Genomic DNA, 16,768 nt, shown 5'->3' with positions numbered 1-16,768 from the left:
CAGACGCGCGGTGGTGCGCCGCGCGAGTTCCGCCCCCCGACGAGAGCGGAGTTCCGAATGACCCTCATCCTCAAGCCCGGAACGGCCTGGAGCGACGCGTGGCGGCGCGCCCTGCGGACCGCGCCCGAGGCATTCCGCGACGACCGTGTGCTGAATCTGTGGGACGGCCGCTGGCAGGCCGACGGCCGCCCGCTGCCCGCCACTTCACCGGTCGACGGCAGCCCGATAGCCGGGCCGCCCCGGCTCGACGCGGCCACCGCGCGACAGGCGGTACGCGCCGCGCTCGACGAACACCGGAGCTGGCGGCACGTACCGCTGCCCGACCGCAAGGCGCGCGTCTCGGCGACTCTGGACGCCCTCACCGAACACCGCGACCTGCTGGCCCTGTTGCTGGTCTGGGAGATCGGCAAGCCCTGGCGGCTGGCCCGCGCCGACGTGGACCGGGCCATCGACGGCGTCCGCTGGTACGTGGACGGCATCGAGCCGATGGTGGCGGGCCGCACCGCACTTGCCGGTCCCGTCTCCAACATCGCGAGCTGGAACTACCCGATGAGCGTGCTGGTGCACGCCATGCTCGTCCAGGCGCTCGCGGGCAACGCGGTCATCGCCAAGACGCCCACCGACGGCGGCCTGGCCTGCCTCACCCTCGCCGCCGCGCTCGCCAGGCGCGAGGGCATTCCCGTCACGCTGGTCAGCGGCAGCGGCGGCGAACTCTCCGAGGCCCTGGTGCAGTCCTCGGAGATCGGCTGCGTCTCCTTCGTCGGCGGCCGGGACACCGGCGCCCGGATCGCGACGGCCGTAGCCGACGTCGGCAAGCGGCACATCCTCGAACAGGAAGGGCTCAACTGCTGGGGCCTGTGGGAGTACAGCGACTGGGACGCCTTCGGCGCGCAGATCCCCAAGCTCTTCGACTACGCCAAGCAGCGCTGCACCGCCTACCCGCGGTTCGTCGTCCAGCGCTCCCGCTTCGCGGACTTCCTCGCCGCTTACCTCCCGGCGGTCAAGTCGGTCAGGACCGGCCACCCGTTGGCCGTCGCCGGGCCCGACGACCCGCTGCCCGCGCTCGACTTCGGGCCGCTGATCAACGCGGCCAAGGCGAAGGAGCTGGCCGATCTGGTCGCCGAGGCCGTCGACCGCGGCGCGGTGCCGCTGCACCACGGCGCCCTCGACCCCGGCCTCTTCCTCCCCGGCCAGGACACCTCCGCCTACCTCGCCCCGGTCACGCTGCTGGGCCCTCCGCCGTCCTCGCCGCTCCACCACACCGAGCCCTTCGGACCCGTCGACACGATCGTCCTGGTCGACACCGAGGCCGAGCTGCTCTCCGCCATGAACGCCAGCAACGGCGCCCTGGTGGCCGCCTTGTCCTGCGACGACCCGCGCACCACCGAACGTCTCGCCTCCCAGGTCCGCGCCTTCAAGGTCGGCCGCGGCGCGCCCCGCTCCCGCGGTGACCGCGACGAACTCTTCGGCGGCCTCGGCGCCTCCTGGCGCGGCGCCTTCGTCGGCGGCGAACTCCTCGTCCACGCCGTCACCGAGGGCCCCACCCTCGACCGCCTCCCGGGCAACTTCCCCGACTACCAATTGCCCGCGGCCTAGGGGGAAGCCGCCTTCGGCTCGCTGGCTACCGGCGAACCCACCTGCGGAGCGGTGAAGCGGCGGTGAACGGTGCTCAGAAAAACCCCGGTCGACCCATCCCCCCACGGGTGGGCCGACCGGGGCCGACGGGGTTCGACCGCTGCGTCAGGACAGCGTCGAGGCCGCCGGGTCCCACGCGTCCGGCAGCGGTGACACGGCCGGGGCGCTGGTTTCGAGGGTGCGGACGGCGTGCTCTTGCGCGGCGTCCGTCACCGTGGCCATCAAGTCGAGTACGTGCTGGGCGAGTTCGCCGGAGGCGCGGTGCTCGGTGCCGCCCCGGATGGCGCGGGCCATGTCCAGGACGCCCAGGCCGCGACCGGCGACCGTACCGGTGACGGGCAGGTCACGCCAGTCGTCGTCACCGAACGCCCGGACCTGCAAAGGCCCTTCGAAGGTGTTCGGGTCGGGCAGCGACAGCGTGCCCTCGGTGCCGGTGACCTCGATGAGGCGGCGCGGCACCGAGGAGTCGAAGCTGAAGGTCGCCGAGCCGCTGGGGCCACCGGCGAAGTCCAGCAACGCGTGCACGTGCGTGGGCACTTCCACCGCGAAGGACGTGCCCTCCTTCGGCCCGGAACCGATCACCCGCTGGGCACGCGCCTGCCGCGCCGAGGCCGAGACCCGCGCCACCGGCCCGAACAGCGCGACCAGCGCCGTCAGATAGTACGGACCGATGTCGAACAGCGGCCCGGCACCGTACTGGAAGAGGAACTCCGGGTTCGGGTGCCACGACTCGGGGCCGGGCCCCTGCGTGACGGCGGTCGCGCTCACCGGCTCGCCGATGACCCCGGCGGCCAGCGCCCGCTGCGCGGACTGGAGCCCGGCCCCGAGGAAGGTGTCGGGAGCGCTCCCGACCCGCAGCCCGCGCGACCGCGCCTCGGCCAGGATCTTCGCCCCGTCGGCCGGCGCCAGCGCGAGCGGCTTCTCGCCGTAGACGTGCTTGCCCGCCTGGAGGGCGGCCGTGGCGACCTCCGCGTGCACGGCCGGGATCGTCAGGTTGACAACGATCTCCACCTCGGGGATCGCCAGCACCGACGCGAGGTCGCCCGCGGCCGGAATCCCGTACGTCCCGGCCGCCGTACGGGCCCGCTCGACGTCGATGTCGGCGACGGCGAGCACCCGCAGGTCGGGGAAGGCGGTGAGATGGTCCAGATACTGCGCGCTGATGACACCGGCGCCGACGACGGCGACGCCGACCGGGCCTGTGGTCATGAACGCTCCAGCGCGGTGAGGTAGGAGAGGCTTTCCGCGACGGCCTCGAAGATGTCGCCCGCGCAGGAGTCGAGTTCGACGATCCGCTGCGCGTCGGGCGCGGCGGCCAGGATCGACGGGACGTCGATGCTGCCCTTGCCGACCGCGGTGTGCGGCTCGTCCTTCACGCCGGGACCGTCCTTGACGTGCAGCGCCAGCACCCGGTCGCCCAGCGCGCGCAGCAGCGCCGGCACATCGGCCCCGCCGACCGCCGCCCAGTACGTGTCGACCTCCAGGAACACCTCGGGGGCCAGCCGGTCCGCCAGCTCCTCCAGCGCGGTCCTGCCGTCGAAGCGCGGCTCGATCTCCCACCAATGGTTGTGGTAGCCGATCCGCATACCGCGCTCGGCGGCCTTCTCGGCGAAGCCGTTGAGGAGGTCCGCGGTGCGCGAGAGACCGTCGGGGGTGGTGAACTCCTCGTGCGCGATCCCGCCGGGGATGATCACCAGGTCGGTGCCGACCGTGGCGATCGCGTCGAAGACCTCCGACGCCTCCTTGTCGAACAGGGCGTACGCGTGCGTGCTGTTGACGCTCAGCCCCAAGTCGTCGGCGACCTTGCGGAAACCGGTCGGGTCGGCCGTGGGGTCGTACGCCTCGACGGCGGTGTAACCGATCCCGGCGAGGCGGGACAGCGTGCCGTCGCGGTCGGCGGCGATCTGGTCCCGGAGGGTGTAGAGCTGGATGCTCAAGGGCGTGGCCATCGTGACGATGCCTCCTGGAAGTACGGCGGGTGCGGGTACGGCGGGGTACTGCGCGTGCGGGTGGTGCGGGGGAGCGGCGGCCGGCGGTGACGCGCGGTCGGATCAGCCGACGATCAACGGCCGCAGCGTGCGGTGGGCGATCTCCAGACCCTGGGTGATCCGCTGGACGTCGCCGCTCCAGACGGGGTCCTCGTGCTCGACGGAGAGCGTGCCCGTGAAGCCGCCCTCGTAAAGGGTGTCGACGATCCGGCGCCAGTCGACGTCGCCGAGCCCCGGCACCCGGTAGCGCCACCAGCCGCTGTCCCAGCCGTCGGTCCGCGCCACCGACCGGCCGAAGAAGCCGTAACGGTCCCTGGCCCGCGGGTCGAGCTGCGCGTCCTTGGCCTGCGCGTGCGGAATGCGGTCGATGTACGGCTTCAGCGCCTCGACCGGGTCGATGCCCAGCCACAGCAGGTGCGAGGGGTCGTAGTTGAGATAGAGGCCGAGACCGAACATCCACTCCCACAGCTCGGGGGAGTAGGCGAGGTTGCCCGGATAGCCGTCCGGGTGCCAGCCCTCCATCACACAGTTCTCGATGATGATCTTCACACCGCGCTCGCCCGCGTACTCCACCAGCGGCGGCAGCTCCCGCTCGGCCAGCGCGATGTTCTCCTTCACCGTCAGACCGGGGTGGCGGCCGACGAACGTGCCGACGTAGTCCACGCCCAGCAGTTGGGCGGCGTCCACATTGGCGCGTACGTGGGCGGCGATCTCCGCCCTGCGGGTCTCGTCCGGGTGCAGGTTGTTCTCGTAGTACGCCAGCGCGGACAGCGTCAGGCCGTGCCGGTCGAACAGGCCGCGCACCTCGTCGGCCCGCTGCTTGCCGAAGCCGGTCACGTCGATGTGGCTGGCCTCGAACTCCCGTGAGCCGGTGGACGGCCAGGTGGCCACCTCCAGCGACTGGTAGTCGTGCGAGGCCGCCCACGCGGCGATCTCGTCCAGCGGGAGCTGCGGAAGGCAGGCGGTCAGGAAGCCCAGCTTCATCTCAGGAGACCTCTTTCCAGGTCCGGTCCGCCGCCGATTTCAGTACGGCCTCGGTCAGGCGCACCATGCGGGCGGCGTCGTCGAAGGTGGGGAACGTGCCCCCGGTGCCGTCGGCCGAGGACCCGCCCGCCGCGCCCGGGGCGCGGATCGCTGCGTGCACATCGCGGACGAAGGCGGCGAAACAGTCGAGATATCCCATCGGGTGGCCGCCGGGGACCACCGAGAGCCGGGCCGCGGCGGGCGAGAGCGTGGCCGGGTCGCGCAGCACCGCAGCGTTTTCACCGCGGCTGCCGACGAACAGCGACTCGGGGTTCTCCTGGTCGAAGGCGAGCGAGGTCCGCGTGCCGTCCACCTCGAACCACAGCCGGTTCTTCCGGCCGGGCGAGATCTGCGAGACGGTCACGGAACCGGTGGCGCCGCGGTCGGTGCGGAACAGGAGCTGCACCACGTCCTCGGTGTCCGGCCTGACCCGCGCGCCGCCGTCGCCGGCGGGACCCGTACGGTCCACGGTCTGGCTGACCGCGGTCAGCTCCGCGATCCGGTGCCCGGTCACCCACTCCACCAGGTCGCACCAGTGCGAGCCGATGTCGGCGAAGGCGCGGGAGGGCCCGCCCGCCGCCGCGTCGACCCGCCAGTTGGTGTCGCCCGGCTCCGAGAGCCAGTCCTGGAGGTAGTGGCCGTGCACCAGCCGGACCTCGCCCGCCCGGCCGTCCAGCACGCGGGACCGCGCCTCGGCCGCCATCGGGTGGTAGCGGTAGACGAACGGCACCGCCGCCACCAGACCGCTGTCCGCGGCGAGCGCCGCGAGCGCGTCCGCGGTGGCCGACGACGTGGTCAGCGGCTTCTCGCACACCACGTGCTTGCCCGCCCGCAGCGCCAGTTCGGCGAGCCCGGCGTGCGCGTCGTTGGGTGTACAGATGTGCACCACGTCGACGTCGTCACTGGTGACCAGCGCCTCCGAGGAGTCGAAGGCCCGCTCGACCCCGAGCGCCGCCGCGGCCTCCTTGGCCCGCGCGGGCGTCGACGCGCTGACCCCGACCACCGGGGCACCGCTCCTGCGCACCGCGTCCAGGTGCACCTGGCCGATCATCCCCACACCGGCGATGGCCGTACGCAGTGCCGGACGCGATGACGTGCGCAGCGAAGAACCCGCTGTAACCGAGCTAGTCCCGCCCACAAGTGCCCTCCCTTTCCGCTTGCTTGAAACGCTAGCCATCGCTGTTTCGGTTGACAATGGCAATATTTCCGCTATCTTCTGTCATAAATCGGGGGCCGGGCCGCACAGGACGCGGACCGGGACGACGGACGTACGGCACAGGGGAGGGCAGGAACCGGTGACAGCCGCAAGCGACCGGCAGTTGACCGCGCTCAGCGAACTGGCGGGACTGGTGGCGGGCGGCGCCACCCGGCGCAGCCAACTCGCCACCGCCACCGGGCTGTCCAGGGCCGCGGTCGCCCAGCGGGTGGACCTGCTGATCGCCAAGGGACTGCTGGTCGAGACCGGCACCATGGCCACCGAGCGCGGGCGCCCGCCGCTCACCCTCCAACTCGCCTCGCGGAACGCGGTGGTCTGCGCCGTCGACCTCGGCGCCACCCACCGCACGGTCGCCGTCGCCGAACTCGGGGGCCGGGTCCTCGCCGAAGCAACCGAAGCCCTCGACATCAACGCGGGACCCGAGGCCGTACTGACCGGGGTGCACGTGCAGATCGGCCGCCTGCTGGCCGACGCGGGACACCCAGCCGACCACGTACGCGCGATCAGCATCGGCGTGCCGGGCCCGGTCGAGGCCCGCACCGGTACGGTGATCCGGCCGCCGATCATGCGCGGCTGGGACGGCTACCGGGTCCCCGGCTTCTTCGCCGGGCGCTACCACGCGCCCGTCCTCGTCGACAACGACGTCAACATGATGGCCCTGGGCGAGTACGGCCACCGTCCGGCCACCGCCCATCTGCTGTACGTCAAGGTCGGTACGGGCATCGGCTGCGGCATCGTCTCCGGCGGCGTCGTGCACCGCGGGGCCAGCGGCGCCGCGGGCGACATCGGCCACATCCGCGTGCCGGGCCACGACGACGTGCTGTGCCACTGCGGCAACACCGGCTGCGTCGAGGCCGTCGCCTCGGGAGCGGCCATCGCGGCGAAGCTGCGGGAGGCAGGGTTGCCCGCCGAGCACGCCGCCGACGTGGTCCGCCTCGTGGCCGCGGGCGACCCGGTGGCCCGCCGCCAGGTACGGCTGGCCGCCCAACGGCTCGGCGACGTCCTGGCCTCGCTGGTCAGCTTCTACAACCCCGACACCATCGTGCTCGGCGGCAGCATCGCCAGCCTCCACGACGACCTGCTCGCCGACATCCGCGGCGCCGTCTACCGCAGGGCCCTCCCGCTGGCCACCAGAACCGTCGCCATCGAGACCACGATGCTCGGCCGCAGGGCGGGCATCGAGGGCGCGCGGCGGCTGGCGGTGCAGCATCTGCTCTCGCCCGAGGGCATCGGGCACGTGCTCGCGGAGCCCGCGGTCTGAACCACTGTTGCCCCCATACCTGCCGGTGGACGCGCGTCACGTCAACTCACGGACCCATGACGGCTTTGGCGTATGGGTCGCGTACGCCCCCGCGGTGTGGGCATGCTGGTCCCATGGATGCGCACGGCGACGATGTTCCTGCCTACCAGTCGATCCGGGTCACCACGCCCGAGTCCCCGGTCGCGGCGCTCGCCGACATCGAGGCGTGGAAGGCGAGAAAGACCTACCCCTCGATGCTGTTCGCGGGCGGCCCGGTCTTCGGCATCGCGTGCGAACTGGAGTCCGGCGGCTGGGAGTTGCACCCGTACTTCAGCGGACTCGCCCCGCAGGACGCCCGCGACAGCCTCGGCTCCCACTTCCGCCGCCTCGCCCACGCGGCCAGCGAGGCCGGTGACGCCGAAGCGCGGGCCGAACTCCTCGCCGCGGGCGAGCGCATGGACTGGGAAGCTCTCGACGAGGTGACGGTACGCGGCAGCCGCTACCGCGTGGTGCGCGCCGAACGCTTCATCCGCATGGGGCCCGACGGTCCCGAACCCCCGCGCGACACCGACCCCGACCCGAGCGGCCCCGGCGAGTCCGGCGGCTTCGACCCCGCCGCGGGCCTGGTCATCGACCCCGTCAACGCGACCGGCATGTCCGAGGGCATCCTCAAGGTGGAACTCCTCGCCGCCCTCAGCAAAAGCGGCACCGTCCCCGCCGACGTCCGCGACGACTCACGGCACGCCGCCGACACCCACCCCGGCGGTGTCCTGCTCCCCGCCACCTTCATGACCGCGGAACGCGACGGCGGCAGTTGGCGCCCCGACTCCAGCGGCACCGCCACCACCCCGCAGGCGGCCCGCGACGGCCTCGCCATGCAACTGCGCGTCATGCTCCCCTGGCAGAAGGACCTCAGCCCCGAGCAGCGCGAGATCTACTCCCGCGCCGCCGACCACCTCGACGAACACCGCTGCGACGAACTCGACGTCGCAGGACGCCACTTCCGCGTGATCCGCGTCGAACGCCTCATCCGCATCGGCCCCGACGGCCCCGAGGGCCCCCGCCCCTCCGACCCCGACCCCACCCCGCCCGTCATGGTCCAGGACCAGCAACTGCGCGAACAGGGCCTCCTCACCGACGAGGACGAGGAGCCCGACCCCGAACCGGACGAGCACATGCGGAAGTTCATGCGCCTCTTCGAGGAAGAACGGCTCCGCCGGGACAACCTCAAGAACAAGCCCCACCCCTGACCCACCCAGCCGGGCACCGCTGCGCCCAAGAGCCTGCGCCCCTGCGGTACGGCGGCGCGGGGAGGCGGAGGGGCGGTAAAAAGGGGGAAGGGCGGTGCGCCCGCGCAAGACGCCCCCCTCACCCCTGACCTCCCCCTTTCACCCCCCACCAGTAATGAGCCGCATACGACCGCCACGGACGCCACCTCTCCGTCCCGGGCGGCACCGGCTCCGTCGAGGGGAAGACGTCCGGGTCGCCGAGGGCGCGCATGCGGATGTGGGCCGCGGTCAGGGGAGTGATGCCGGGGACGGTCAGGAGGGACCGTTCGGCGGCGTCGCGGTCGGCGCCCGGGTCGAGGGCGACCGTACCGTCGGCGAGAGCGCGGCAGAGGTCTCTGGCGGGGAAGCGGCCGGCCGGGCTGCCCAGATCGGCCTCGGCCAGATCCTCGGCCCGCGGGAAGAGGTGTGTGAGGGCGCTGTCGGGGGCGCTCAGCGGGGTGCCGTATCGGGCGACCAAGGCGGCCAGGGGCGCCGGGGAGAACGGCGCGGTGCCTTCGCCCAGGGCGGCGCGGACGGCGTGTTCCGCCGGGTCGGGGGAGCCGGGGGAGCGGAGGCCGGGAAGGGCGGCGACCAGCGGGGCAAAGTGCGGGTCGGAGCCGAGACGTTCGGCGACCGCGTACGGATCGGCGTCGAGGTCGAAGAGCCGGCGGACGCGCTGGGTGGCCGTGGTGAGGTCGCGGAGATCGCCCAGGTGGAGTCGGCAGTCCAGCCAATTGCCTGTGCCGGGCCGCTCGGCGACCTCGGCGATGCCCGTGCCGTGGGGGAGCCGCAGGGTACGGCGGTACGTACGGCTGCCGGGGGCGCCGACGATCTCCTCGACGCCGGGCACGGCGCGTGCGGCGAGGAAGTCGAAGACCCGCGCGGAGGCGTAGGGGCCGCGGAAGGCCAGCCGGAGCGGCACCCCGGCAGCCCCACCCACCGGCCCGGAGCGTGCGTCCGTGCGCAGCTCGGTCGGGGTGGCGGCGTAGATCTCCCGGATCGTCTCGTTGAACTGCCGCACGCTCGCGAAGCCCGACGCGAAGGCGATCTCGGCGGCCTGGAGCGAGGTGGTCTGGAGGAGCACCCGCGCGGTGTGGCCGCGCTGCGCCCTGGCCAGGGCGATCGGCCCGGCGCCCAGCTCGGCGTTGAGCTGCCGCTGCACCTGCCGGGCGCTGTAGCCGAGCCGGGTGGCGAGGCCCGCGACGCCCTCGCGGTCGACGACGCCGTCCCCGATGAGCCGCATCGCGCGGCCCACCATGTCGGCCCGCGCGTTCCAGTCGGCGGAACCCGGCACCGCGTCCGGCCTGCACCGGCGGCAGGCCCGGAAGCCCGCGCCCTGGGCCGCGGCGGCGGTCGCGTAGAAGGACACGTTCTCGCGCTTCGGGGTGATCGCGGGGCAGCTCGGACGGCAGTAGATCCCGGTCGTGGCCACGGCGAAGAAGAAGACTCCGTCGAAGCGCGCGTCCCGGCTGCTCACCGCCTCGTATCTGCTGTCCTCGACTGTCACGCGTCCCAGTATGCGAGGGCTCCGGCGCCCCGAGCTGGCGGAAATCGGACACGGCCTTCCGGCGAGCGAGGGCGTCCCCGGAGCCCCGCCCCCGGGGGCACCGGCGTCAGCGTGGCCGGACCGCCCGCGGCCCCACGACGGCCGCGCCGACCTCCGTGACGCGCGCTCGCAGGCCACGGTCGGCGGTGACGACGAGGCACGGGCGGTCGGGGTCCGCGGTGCGCGAGCGGGCGGCGACCTCGGTGATGAGGTCGTCGCCGCTGCCGGGCGCGGACTCCACGCGTACGCCGGGTACCGGCTCGACGCCGCGCGCCGCGCCCTCGACGATCAGGACGATGTCCAGCCCGTGGCCGCGGGCCCACGGCGGGGCGCCGCTGTCCTCGGCGAGGCCCGACGCGGCGAGCGGCACGAGCGCGTCGCGCAGCCGCTCGGCGGCGCCGCGCCGGTCGCGCCACCAGCCGTCGGGCACCGAGCCGACGACGTTGGCGCCGTCCACGACGAGCAGGGGTGCGGTCGGCGCGCTCGTCACCGGCCGCCCGCCAGGTGCGGGAAGCGGAATTCGGTGCGGCTGCGGAAGACCTCGTCGGGGCGCAGCTCGGTCGAGGGGTACTCGGGGTGGTTCGGCGAGTCCGGCAGGTGCTGGGTCTCCAGGCACACCGCGTCGTGCGCGTGGTACGTCCGCCCGTCGGGGCCGGTCAGCGAACCGTCGAGCTTGTTGGCCGTGTAGACCTGGATGGCCGGTTGCGTGGTGCGCACCTCCATCACCCGGCCGCTGTCGGGGTCGGAGAGGACGGCGGCGACCCGCGGCTCGCCCACGGCCTCGCCCGTACCACCGGAGTTGCCGCGCAGCACGAAGCAGTGGTCGTACCCTCCGGCCGTCTTGATCTGCGGGTCGGCGTCCCGCACGCCGTCGCCGAGGGGGCGCGGCTCGTTGAGGTCGAACGGCGTCCCCTCCACGGCCTGTTCCGGCCCCCACGGGATGGACTCGGGCGTGGCGGGCAGGAAGCGGTCGGCGTCGACGTACAGGGTGTGGCGCAGCACGTCGCCTCCCGCGATCCGCGACGCCGCTTCGGCGCCGTCCCTCGCCTCCGACCCGCCCAGGTTGAAGTACGCGTGGTTGGTGAGGTTGACCACCGTCGGCCGGTCGCTGCGCGCCTCGAAGTCCAGCGACAGCGTCCCGTCGTCGTCGAGCGCGTACGTCACCGTGACGTCCATCGCGCCGGGGAAGCCCATGTCGCCGTCCGGGCTGTGCAGCGTCAGCCGCAGCGCGCCGGGCAGCGGCTCCGCCCGCCAGACGCGGCTGTCGAAGCCCTCGGGGCCGCCGTGCAGATTGTGGCCGCCGTCGTTGTCCGGGAGCCGGTAGTGGCGGCCGTTGAGCGTGAAGCGGGCCTCACTGATCCGGTTGGCGTAACGGCCGACGAGCGCGCCGAAGTACGGGGTGTCGGAGGCGTACGCCGCCAGGTCGGGCAGGGACAGCACCACGTTGGCGGGGCGGCCCGTCGGGTCGGGCACGTGCAGCGCGTGCAGGACGCCGCCGTAGGTGAGGATCTCGGCGCTCACCCCGGAGGCCGAGCTGAGCCGCCAGCGTTCCACTCGCCACCCGTCGGGAGTGGTGCCGAAGGGTTCGCTGAGCGGGGTGGGACGGGGCATCGGCAGTCCTCGTAAAGGGGGTCGGGGCGACGGATGCCGGACGCGGCGGGCGTCCGACGGCGGGAAGGCGGCGGGAAGGCGGCGGGAAGGCGACGGGAAGACGGCGGCAAGGCGGCGAGAAGGCGACGGGAAGACCGGGCGGGGAAATCGGCCGGAGGCGCGACCACGGGCGACCACGGGCGGGCACCGGTGGCCGACCCCCCGGGGACAACGCTACGCGGCGCGCTCACCCCGCTCTGGGCGCGGTCGACTCCCTGGTGACCAGCGTGTATCCGGGCGTGATCCGCTCCGGCCTGATCTGCGGCGTACCGGTCAGCCGCGCCACGACCCGCTCCACGGCGAGCCGTGCGATGGCCTGTTTGTCCGGGGACACCGTGGTGAGCGCGATCGTCGAGAAGCGGCCCTCCTCGACGTCGTCGAAGCCGACCACGGACACGTCCTGCGGCACCCGCAGCCCGCGCTCGACCAGGGCCCGCATCGCGCCGAGCGCCATCAGGTCGTTGTACGCGAACACGGCGTCGGGGCGGGTGCCGCGGTCGAGCAGCGCGTTCATCGCGGCGGCGCCGTCCCAGCGGCCGTAGCCGTCGGTGGCGGCCACCAGCGAGTCGTCGTCCGGCAGCCCGGCCGCCGCCAACTCCTCGCGCCAGCCGCGCAGTCGCAGGTGCGCCGGTTGCCTGGCGCTCTCCCTGCGGGCGCCGAGGAACGCGATCCGCCGGTGCCCGAGGCCGGTCAGGTGCCGTACGGCGGTACGGGCCGCCGCCACGTTGTCGATGGCGATCTGGTCGTACGGGGCGTCGTACTCCCGCTCGCCGAGCAGCACCAGCGGCGCGTCGTCCATGCGGCCCAGCAGGTCCGCGGCCTCCAATTCGATCGGGCTGAGGATCAGGCCGTCGATGACATGGGCCCGGAAGCCCTGCGAGACCAGCACCTCCTTCTCGCGCTGGCCCGCGGTGTGGTCGAGCAGCACCGTGTAGTCGTGCCGGGCGGCGGCGTCGATGACGGCCCCGGCCAGCTCCGCGAAGTACGGGTTGCCGAGTTCGGGGACGGCCAGCGCGATGATGCCGGTGCGGCCCTTCCGGAGATGGCGGGCCGTCAGATTCGGCCGGTAGCCCAGCTCGTCGATGGCCCGCTGCACGCGCTCCCGCATCCCCGGCGTGACATGCGGATAGTTGTTCACCACATTCGACACGGTCTTGACGGACACGCCCGCCAGTCGCGCGACATCCTTCAGGCTGGCGCCCACGGAGTTCCTTCCCTCGGCCGACCTCGTGCGAGGCGCGGCGGTTCCGGCCTCAGTGTGCTGGAGCCGGTCCCGCGGATCGCGGACGGCCCCTCCCGGCCCGGTCAGGTGCCCCGGCGGGCGGCCGACAGATAGCGCTGGGCGACGACGACCACGATCAGGAAGCCGCCGCTGACCACCGACTGGTAGGAGGAGTTGAGCGAACCGATCTGATTGATCAGATTCTGGATCACACCGAGCAGCAGCACGCCCCACAGCGTGCCCGACACCGAACCCGCGCCACCGACCAGCAGCGTGCCGCCGATCACCACCGCGGAGATCGCGTCCAGCTCCATGCCGACACCGATGATGGTCACACCCGAGGACAGCCGGGCCGCGTTCAACGCGCCCGCCAGCCCCGCGAGCAGCCCGCTGAGCGTATAGACCAGCACCTTCGTACGGGCCACCGGCAGCCCCATCAGCAGCGCCGCGTCACCGCTGCCGCCGACGGCGAACAGCGCCTGGCCGAACGAGGTGCGCTGGAGCACGAGGCCGCCGACCCCGAACAGGGCCAGCGCGATCAGCACCGGGTAGCCGAAGCCCCACACCGCGCCGCCGCCCAGCTCCTGGAAGGCCGAGCCGCGCGGCACGAGATACGTGGTGGCGCCCTCGTGGGTGAGCGCGAGCAGCAGCCCGCGCGCGCCGAGCAGCGAGGCCAGCGTCACGATGAACGGGGCCATCCCGGCCCGCGCGACCAGCAGTCCGTTGAAGGTGCCGATCGCGCCGCACACCACGAGCGGCACCAGCAGCGCGGGCAGGAATCCGTACTGCGAGGCCCACGCGGCCAGTACACCGCCGAGCGCGAAGACCGAGCCGACCGACAGGTCGATGCCGCCGGTGACGATCACCATCGTCATGCCGAGCGCGACGATCGACAGGAACGACGCCTGGATGGTGATGCCGCGCGTGTTGTCGAGGGTGGCGAAGGAGTCGAAGACGAAGGACGAGATCAGGCAGAGCAGGACGAGGACGGCCAGGACGCCCTGGCGCTGGAGGAGTTCGGCGGCGCGCTGCCGCCCGGAGGGGCGGGACTCCGCGCTCACCGGCAGCGGCGCGTCACCGGCCACGGCGAGCGCGGGAGCGGGGGCGGCTGTTTTCACGAGGGCTTTCATCGGGATCGACGCTCCCGGGCGACGTAGACGGCGACGAGGATGATGCCCGCCTGGACCATCTGGGCGGTGGAGTCGTGCAGATTGTGGGTGACGAGCGTGGCGTGCAGGAGCTGCATCAGCAGCGCGCCGAACACCGTGCCGAGGACGCGTACCGAGCCGCCGGTCAGCGGGGTGCCGCCGACCACGACCGCGGTGATGGCCGACAGCTCCATCAGATTGCCCAGCGAGGACGGGTCGCTGGCGGTCAGCCGCGCGGTGGCGAGCACACCCGCGAGCGAGGCCAGCACCCCGCACAGCACGTACACGCCGATCAGCACCCGTTTGACGGGGAGTCCGGCGAGCCTGGCCGCGGCGCGGTTGCCGCCGATGGCCACCAACTGGCGTCCGAAGGTGGTGCGTTGCACCAGGAAGGCGACCAACAGCGCGAGCACGCCCGCGATCAGGACGACGATCGGGACGCCGAGCACGCTGTTCGTGCCGAGGTCCAGCAGACTCTGGTTCTCGATCTGCTTGAGCTTCCCGTCGGCGATGACTAGGGCCAGGCCCCGGCCGCCGACGAAGAGCGCCAGGGTGGCCACGATGGGTTGCAGCCCGACCAGCGACACCAGCGAGCCGTTGATCAGGCCGACGAGCACACCGGCGAGCAGCGCCACCGACAGCGCGGGCAGCAGGCCGTATCCGAGGTAGAGCGGCAGCACGGAACTGGCCAGCGCCATCGTGGAGCCCACCGACAGGTCGACGCCCTCGGTGCCGATCACCAGCGCCATGCCCAGCGCCACGATGACGACGGGGGAGACCTGGACGAGCTGCGTGCGCAGATTGTCCGTCGTCATGAAGTGGTCGGTGAAGACGCCGTTGAAGACCAGCAGCGCGGCGACCGCGGCGTACACGCCGTACCGCTGGAGCCAGTCCGCGATCCGCGACCGGTCCAGGCCGCGCGGGAGTGAGTACGGGGCCGAGGTCATCGCGGGTCCTCCTTCGCGGTGGCGGAGCCGGAGTCCGCCGCGGGAGCGGGTGCGGGTAGGGGCTCCGCGTCGGCGGGTACGGGCTCCGCGTCGGCGGCTGCGGGTTCCGGGTCGGTGTCCGGCGCGGCGGCGCTGTCGTCGTCCCCGGTCTCCGCCAGTACGGCGAGCAACGCGCTCTCCTCGACGTCGTCGCCGGTCAGCTCACCGGCCACCGCTCCGGCGCGCAGCACCACGATGCGGTCGGCGCCCTCGACCAGCTCCTCGATGTCGGAGGAGATCAGCAGGACGGCCAGGCCCTCTCCCGCGAGGTCGTCGATCAGCGACTGCACCTCGGCCTTGGCGCCGACGTCGATGCCGCGGGTGGGCTCGTCCAGCAGCAGCACCTTCGGCTCCAGGCAGAGCCAGCGGGCCAGCAGCACCTTCTGCTGATTGCCGCCGGACAGCTCGCCGACCTTCTGCTCGGGGCCCGCGGCCTTGATCCGCAGCCGCTTCATGAAGATGTCGACGATCCGGTCCTGCCGCTGCCGGGACACGATCCCGGCGCGGGACAGCCGGGGCATCGCGGCCAGCACGATGTTCTCCCGGACCGAGAGGCCGGGCACGATGCCCTCGGCCTTGCGGTCCTCGGGCAGCAGGCTGATCCCGGCCCTGATCGCGGCGGACGGGGTGAGGCGGCGCACGGTGTGCCCGCCGACGGTGACCTCGCCGCTGTCCAGTGACAGCGCCCCGGACAGCGCCTTGGCGGTCTCGCTGCGCCCCGAGCCCAACAGGCCGCCGAGGCCCAGCACTTCGCCGGGCCGCAGGTCGAGGCCGATGTCGTGCAGCAGGTGACGGCGGGTCAGTCTCCTCGCTGTGAGCACCGGTTGGCGCTCGGCGGTGTGGCCCTCGCCGAAGCTGGTGGCACCGTGCCTGCGGACCTCGGCGACCTCCCGGCCGAGCATCAGCGAGACCAGCCGCACCCGGTCGGTGTCGGCCAGGTCGCCGCTGTGCACGAGGCGGCCGTCGCGCAGGACGGTGACGCGGTCGCAGATCCGGTACAGCTCGTCCATCCGGTGGCTGACGTACAGGATCGAGATGCCGCGCTCGTGCAGCTCACGGATCACCCGGAACAGCGTCTCGACCTCGCGCGGTTCGAGCGACGAGGTGGGCTCGTCCATGACGACCACCCGGGCCCGCACGGAGACGGCGCGGGCGAGCGCGACCATCTGCTGGGTGCCGATGCCCAGGGTGTGCAGCGGGCGGCGCGGGTCGGCGGTGATGCCGAAGCCGCCGAGGAGTTCCGCGGTCTCGCGGTGCATCCGGGGGAAGTCGATCAGGCCGAAGCGGTTCTTCGGCTCCCGGCCCAGGAAGATGTTGCGGGCCACGCTCATCAGCGGGACCAGGTTCACCTCCTGGTAGATGGTCGAGATCCCGGCGCGCTGCGCCTCGTGCGGGTGGTGGAAGGCGATCGGCTCGCCCGCCAGCCGCAGTTCGCCGTCGTCGGGCCGGTAGACCCCGGTGAGCAGCTTGATCAGCGTCGACTTGCCCGCGCCGTTCTCCCCGACCAGCGCGTGGATCTCGCCCTCGCGCAGGGTGAAGGAGACGTCGTCGAGCGCCACCACGCCGGGGAAGCGTTTGCTGACGCGGACGGCCTCCAGTACGGCTCCGGCCGCCGGTGGCGGGCTCGGCGGACCGGGCGGCGCGGACTGGGCCGCGGCGGCTTCGGGTGGTGCCATGGTCGTGGCCTTCCGGGGTCGCGGGGAAGCGGGAACTCTTCTACGGGCTGACGGGCTGTACGGGCTCTACTGGTGGGGCGGGCTCTTACGGGTGGGGCAGGCTCTACGGGCTGGGCGGGCTCTACGGGTGGGGCGCGCTCTTACGGGTGGAGCTGGCCGGCAGGCGGCGG

Annotated in this window: 14 protein-coding genes; 3 read left to right on the top strand and 11 right to left on the bottom strand. The window is 73.0% G+C overall.

Annotated elements, in window-relative coordinates:
* Positions 1-57: 57 nt before the first annotated feature.
* Complete coding sequence (locus tag ACFY9V_RS10250; RefSeq protein ID WP_391160691.1) at positions 58-1,596, top strand: aldehyde dehydrogenase family protein; 1,539 nt, start codon at positions 58-60, stop codon at positions 1,594-1,596.
* Positions 1,597-1,740: 144 nt separating this feature from the next.
* Here the strand turns inward: ACFY9V_RS10250 and ACFY9V_RS10245 are convergent, their stop codons facing one another.
* The 4 genes from ACFY9V_RS10245 to ACFY9V_RS10230 form a co-directional block, all read right to left on the bottom strand.
* Positions 1,741-2,844 carry a Gfo/Idh/MocA family oxidoreductase gene (locus ACFY9V_RS10245; protein WP_391160690.1) on the bottom strand — a complete coding sequence of 368 codons (1,104 nt, stop codon included), beginning with the start codon at positions 2,842-2,844 and terminating at the stop codon, positions 1,741-1,743.
* Positions 2,841-3,584 (bottom strand): sugar phosphate isomerase/epimerase, encoded by a 744-nt coding sequence (locus tag ACFY9V_RS10240; protein WP_355347778.1) that lies wholly within the window; start codon positions 3,582-3,584, stop codon positions 2,841-2,843. Before ACFY9V_RS10240 ends, ACFY9V_RS10245 begins: the two co-directional genes overlap by 4 nt.
* A 102-nt stretch (positions 3,585-3,686) precedes the next feature.
* A complete protein-coding gene (locus ACFY9V_RS10235) occupies positions 3,687-4,607 on the bottom strand; it encodes a sugar phosphate isomerase/epimerase (protein ID WP_355347775.1) in 921 nt (306 codons plus the stop codon).
* Between the two features lies 1 nt (position 4,608).
* On the bottom strand, positions 4,609-5,784 hold the full coding sequence (locus tag ACFY9V_RS10230; protein WP_391160688.1) for a Gfo/Idh/MocA family oxidoreductase: 1,176 nt from the start codon (positions 5,782-5,784) through the stop codon (positions 4,609-4,611).
* 157 nt (positions 5,785-5,941) lie between these two features.
* Between ACFY9V_RS10230 and ACFY9V_RS10225 the strand changes: the two genes are divergently transcribed.
* Both ACFY9V_RS10225 and ACFY9V_RS10220 read left to right on the top strand, forming a co-directional pair.
* Positions 5,942-7,123 carry an ROK family protein gene (locus tag ACFY9V_RS10225; RefSeq protein ID WP_391160686.1) on the top strand — a complete coding sequence of 394 codons (1,182 nt, stop codon included), beginning with the start codon at positions 5,942-5,944 and terminating at the stop codon, positions 7,121-7,123.
* Positions 7,124-7,236: 113 nt separating this feature from the next.
* A complete protein-coding gene (locus ACFY9V_RS10220; RefSeq protein ID WP_391160683.1) occupies positions 7,237-8,352 on the top strand; it encodes a DUF5954 family protein in 1,116 nt (371 codons plus the stop codon).
* Positions 8,353-8,470: 118 nt separating this feature from the next.
* Here the strand turns inward: ACFY9V_RS10220 and ACFY9V_RS10215 are convergent, their stop codons facing one another.
* From ACFY9V_RS10215 to ACFY9V_RS10185, 7 genes are all read right to left on the bottom strand, one after another.
* On the bottom strand, positions 8,471-9,877 hold the full coding sequence (locus ACFY9V_RS10215) for an AlkA N-terminal domain-containing protein (protein ID WP_391160681.1): 1,407 nt from the start codon (positions 9,875-9,877) through the stop codon (positions 8,471-8,473).
* Between the two features lie 106 nt (positions 9,878-9,983).
* Positions 9,984-10,406: an NTP pyrophosphohydrolase gene (locus ACFY9V_RS10210; protein WP_391160679.1), complete on the bottom strand. Its 423-nt coding sequence runs from the start codon at positions 10,404-10,406 to the stop codon at positions 9,984-9,986.
* Positions 10,403-11,527 carry a galactose-1-epimerase gene (locus tag ACFY9V_RS10205; protein ID WP_391160676.1) on the bottom strand — a complete coding sequence of 375 codons (1,125 nt, stop codon included), beginning with the start codon at positions 11,525-11,527 and terminating at the stop codon, positions 10,403-10,405. Before ACFY9V_RS10205 ends, ACFY9V_RS10210 begins: the two co-directional genes overlap by 4 nt.
* Before the next feature lie 226 nt (positions 11,528-11,753).
* A complete protein-coding gene (locus tag ACFY9V_RS10200) occupies positions 11,754-12,770 on the bottom strand; it encodes a LacI family DNA-binding transcriptional regulator (RefSeq protein WP_355347756.1) in 1,017 nt (338 codons plus the stop codon).
* A 101-nt stretch (positions 12,771-12,871) separates the two neighbouring features.
* On the bottom strand, positions 12,872-13,918 hold the full coding sequence (locus ACFY9V_RS10195) for an ABC transporter permease (RefSeq protein ID WP_188285164.1): 1,047 nt from the start codon (positions 13,916-13,918) through the stop codon (positions 12,872-12,874).
* On the bottom strand, positions 13,915-14,883 hold the full coding sequence (locus ACFY9V_RS10190; protein WP_391160674.1) for an ABC transporter permease: 969 nt from the start codon (positions 14,881-14,883) through the stop codon (positions 13,915-13,917). The genes ACFY9V_RS10195 and ACFY9V_RS10190 overlap by 4 nt, the downstream gene beginning before the upstream one ends.
* Entirely contained in the window at positions 14,880-16,598 is a 1,719-nt protein-coding gene (locus ACFY9V_RS10185; RefSeq protein WP_391160671.1) for an ATP-binding cassette domain-containing protein, read from the bottom strand. The genes ACFY9V_RS10190 and ACFY9V_RS10185 overlap by 4 nt, the downstream gene beginning before the upstream one ends.
* Positions 16,599-16,768: the final 170 nt, after the last annotated feature.

Origin of the sequence: Streptomyces sp. NPDC008317 (assembly GCF_042955955.1) — a bacterium.
GTDB lineage: Bacteria > Actinomycetota > Actinomycetes > Streptomycetales > Streptomycetaceae > Actinacidiphila.
This window is presented reverse-complemented; position numbering and strand designations above follow the sequence as displayed.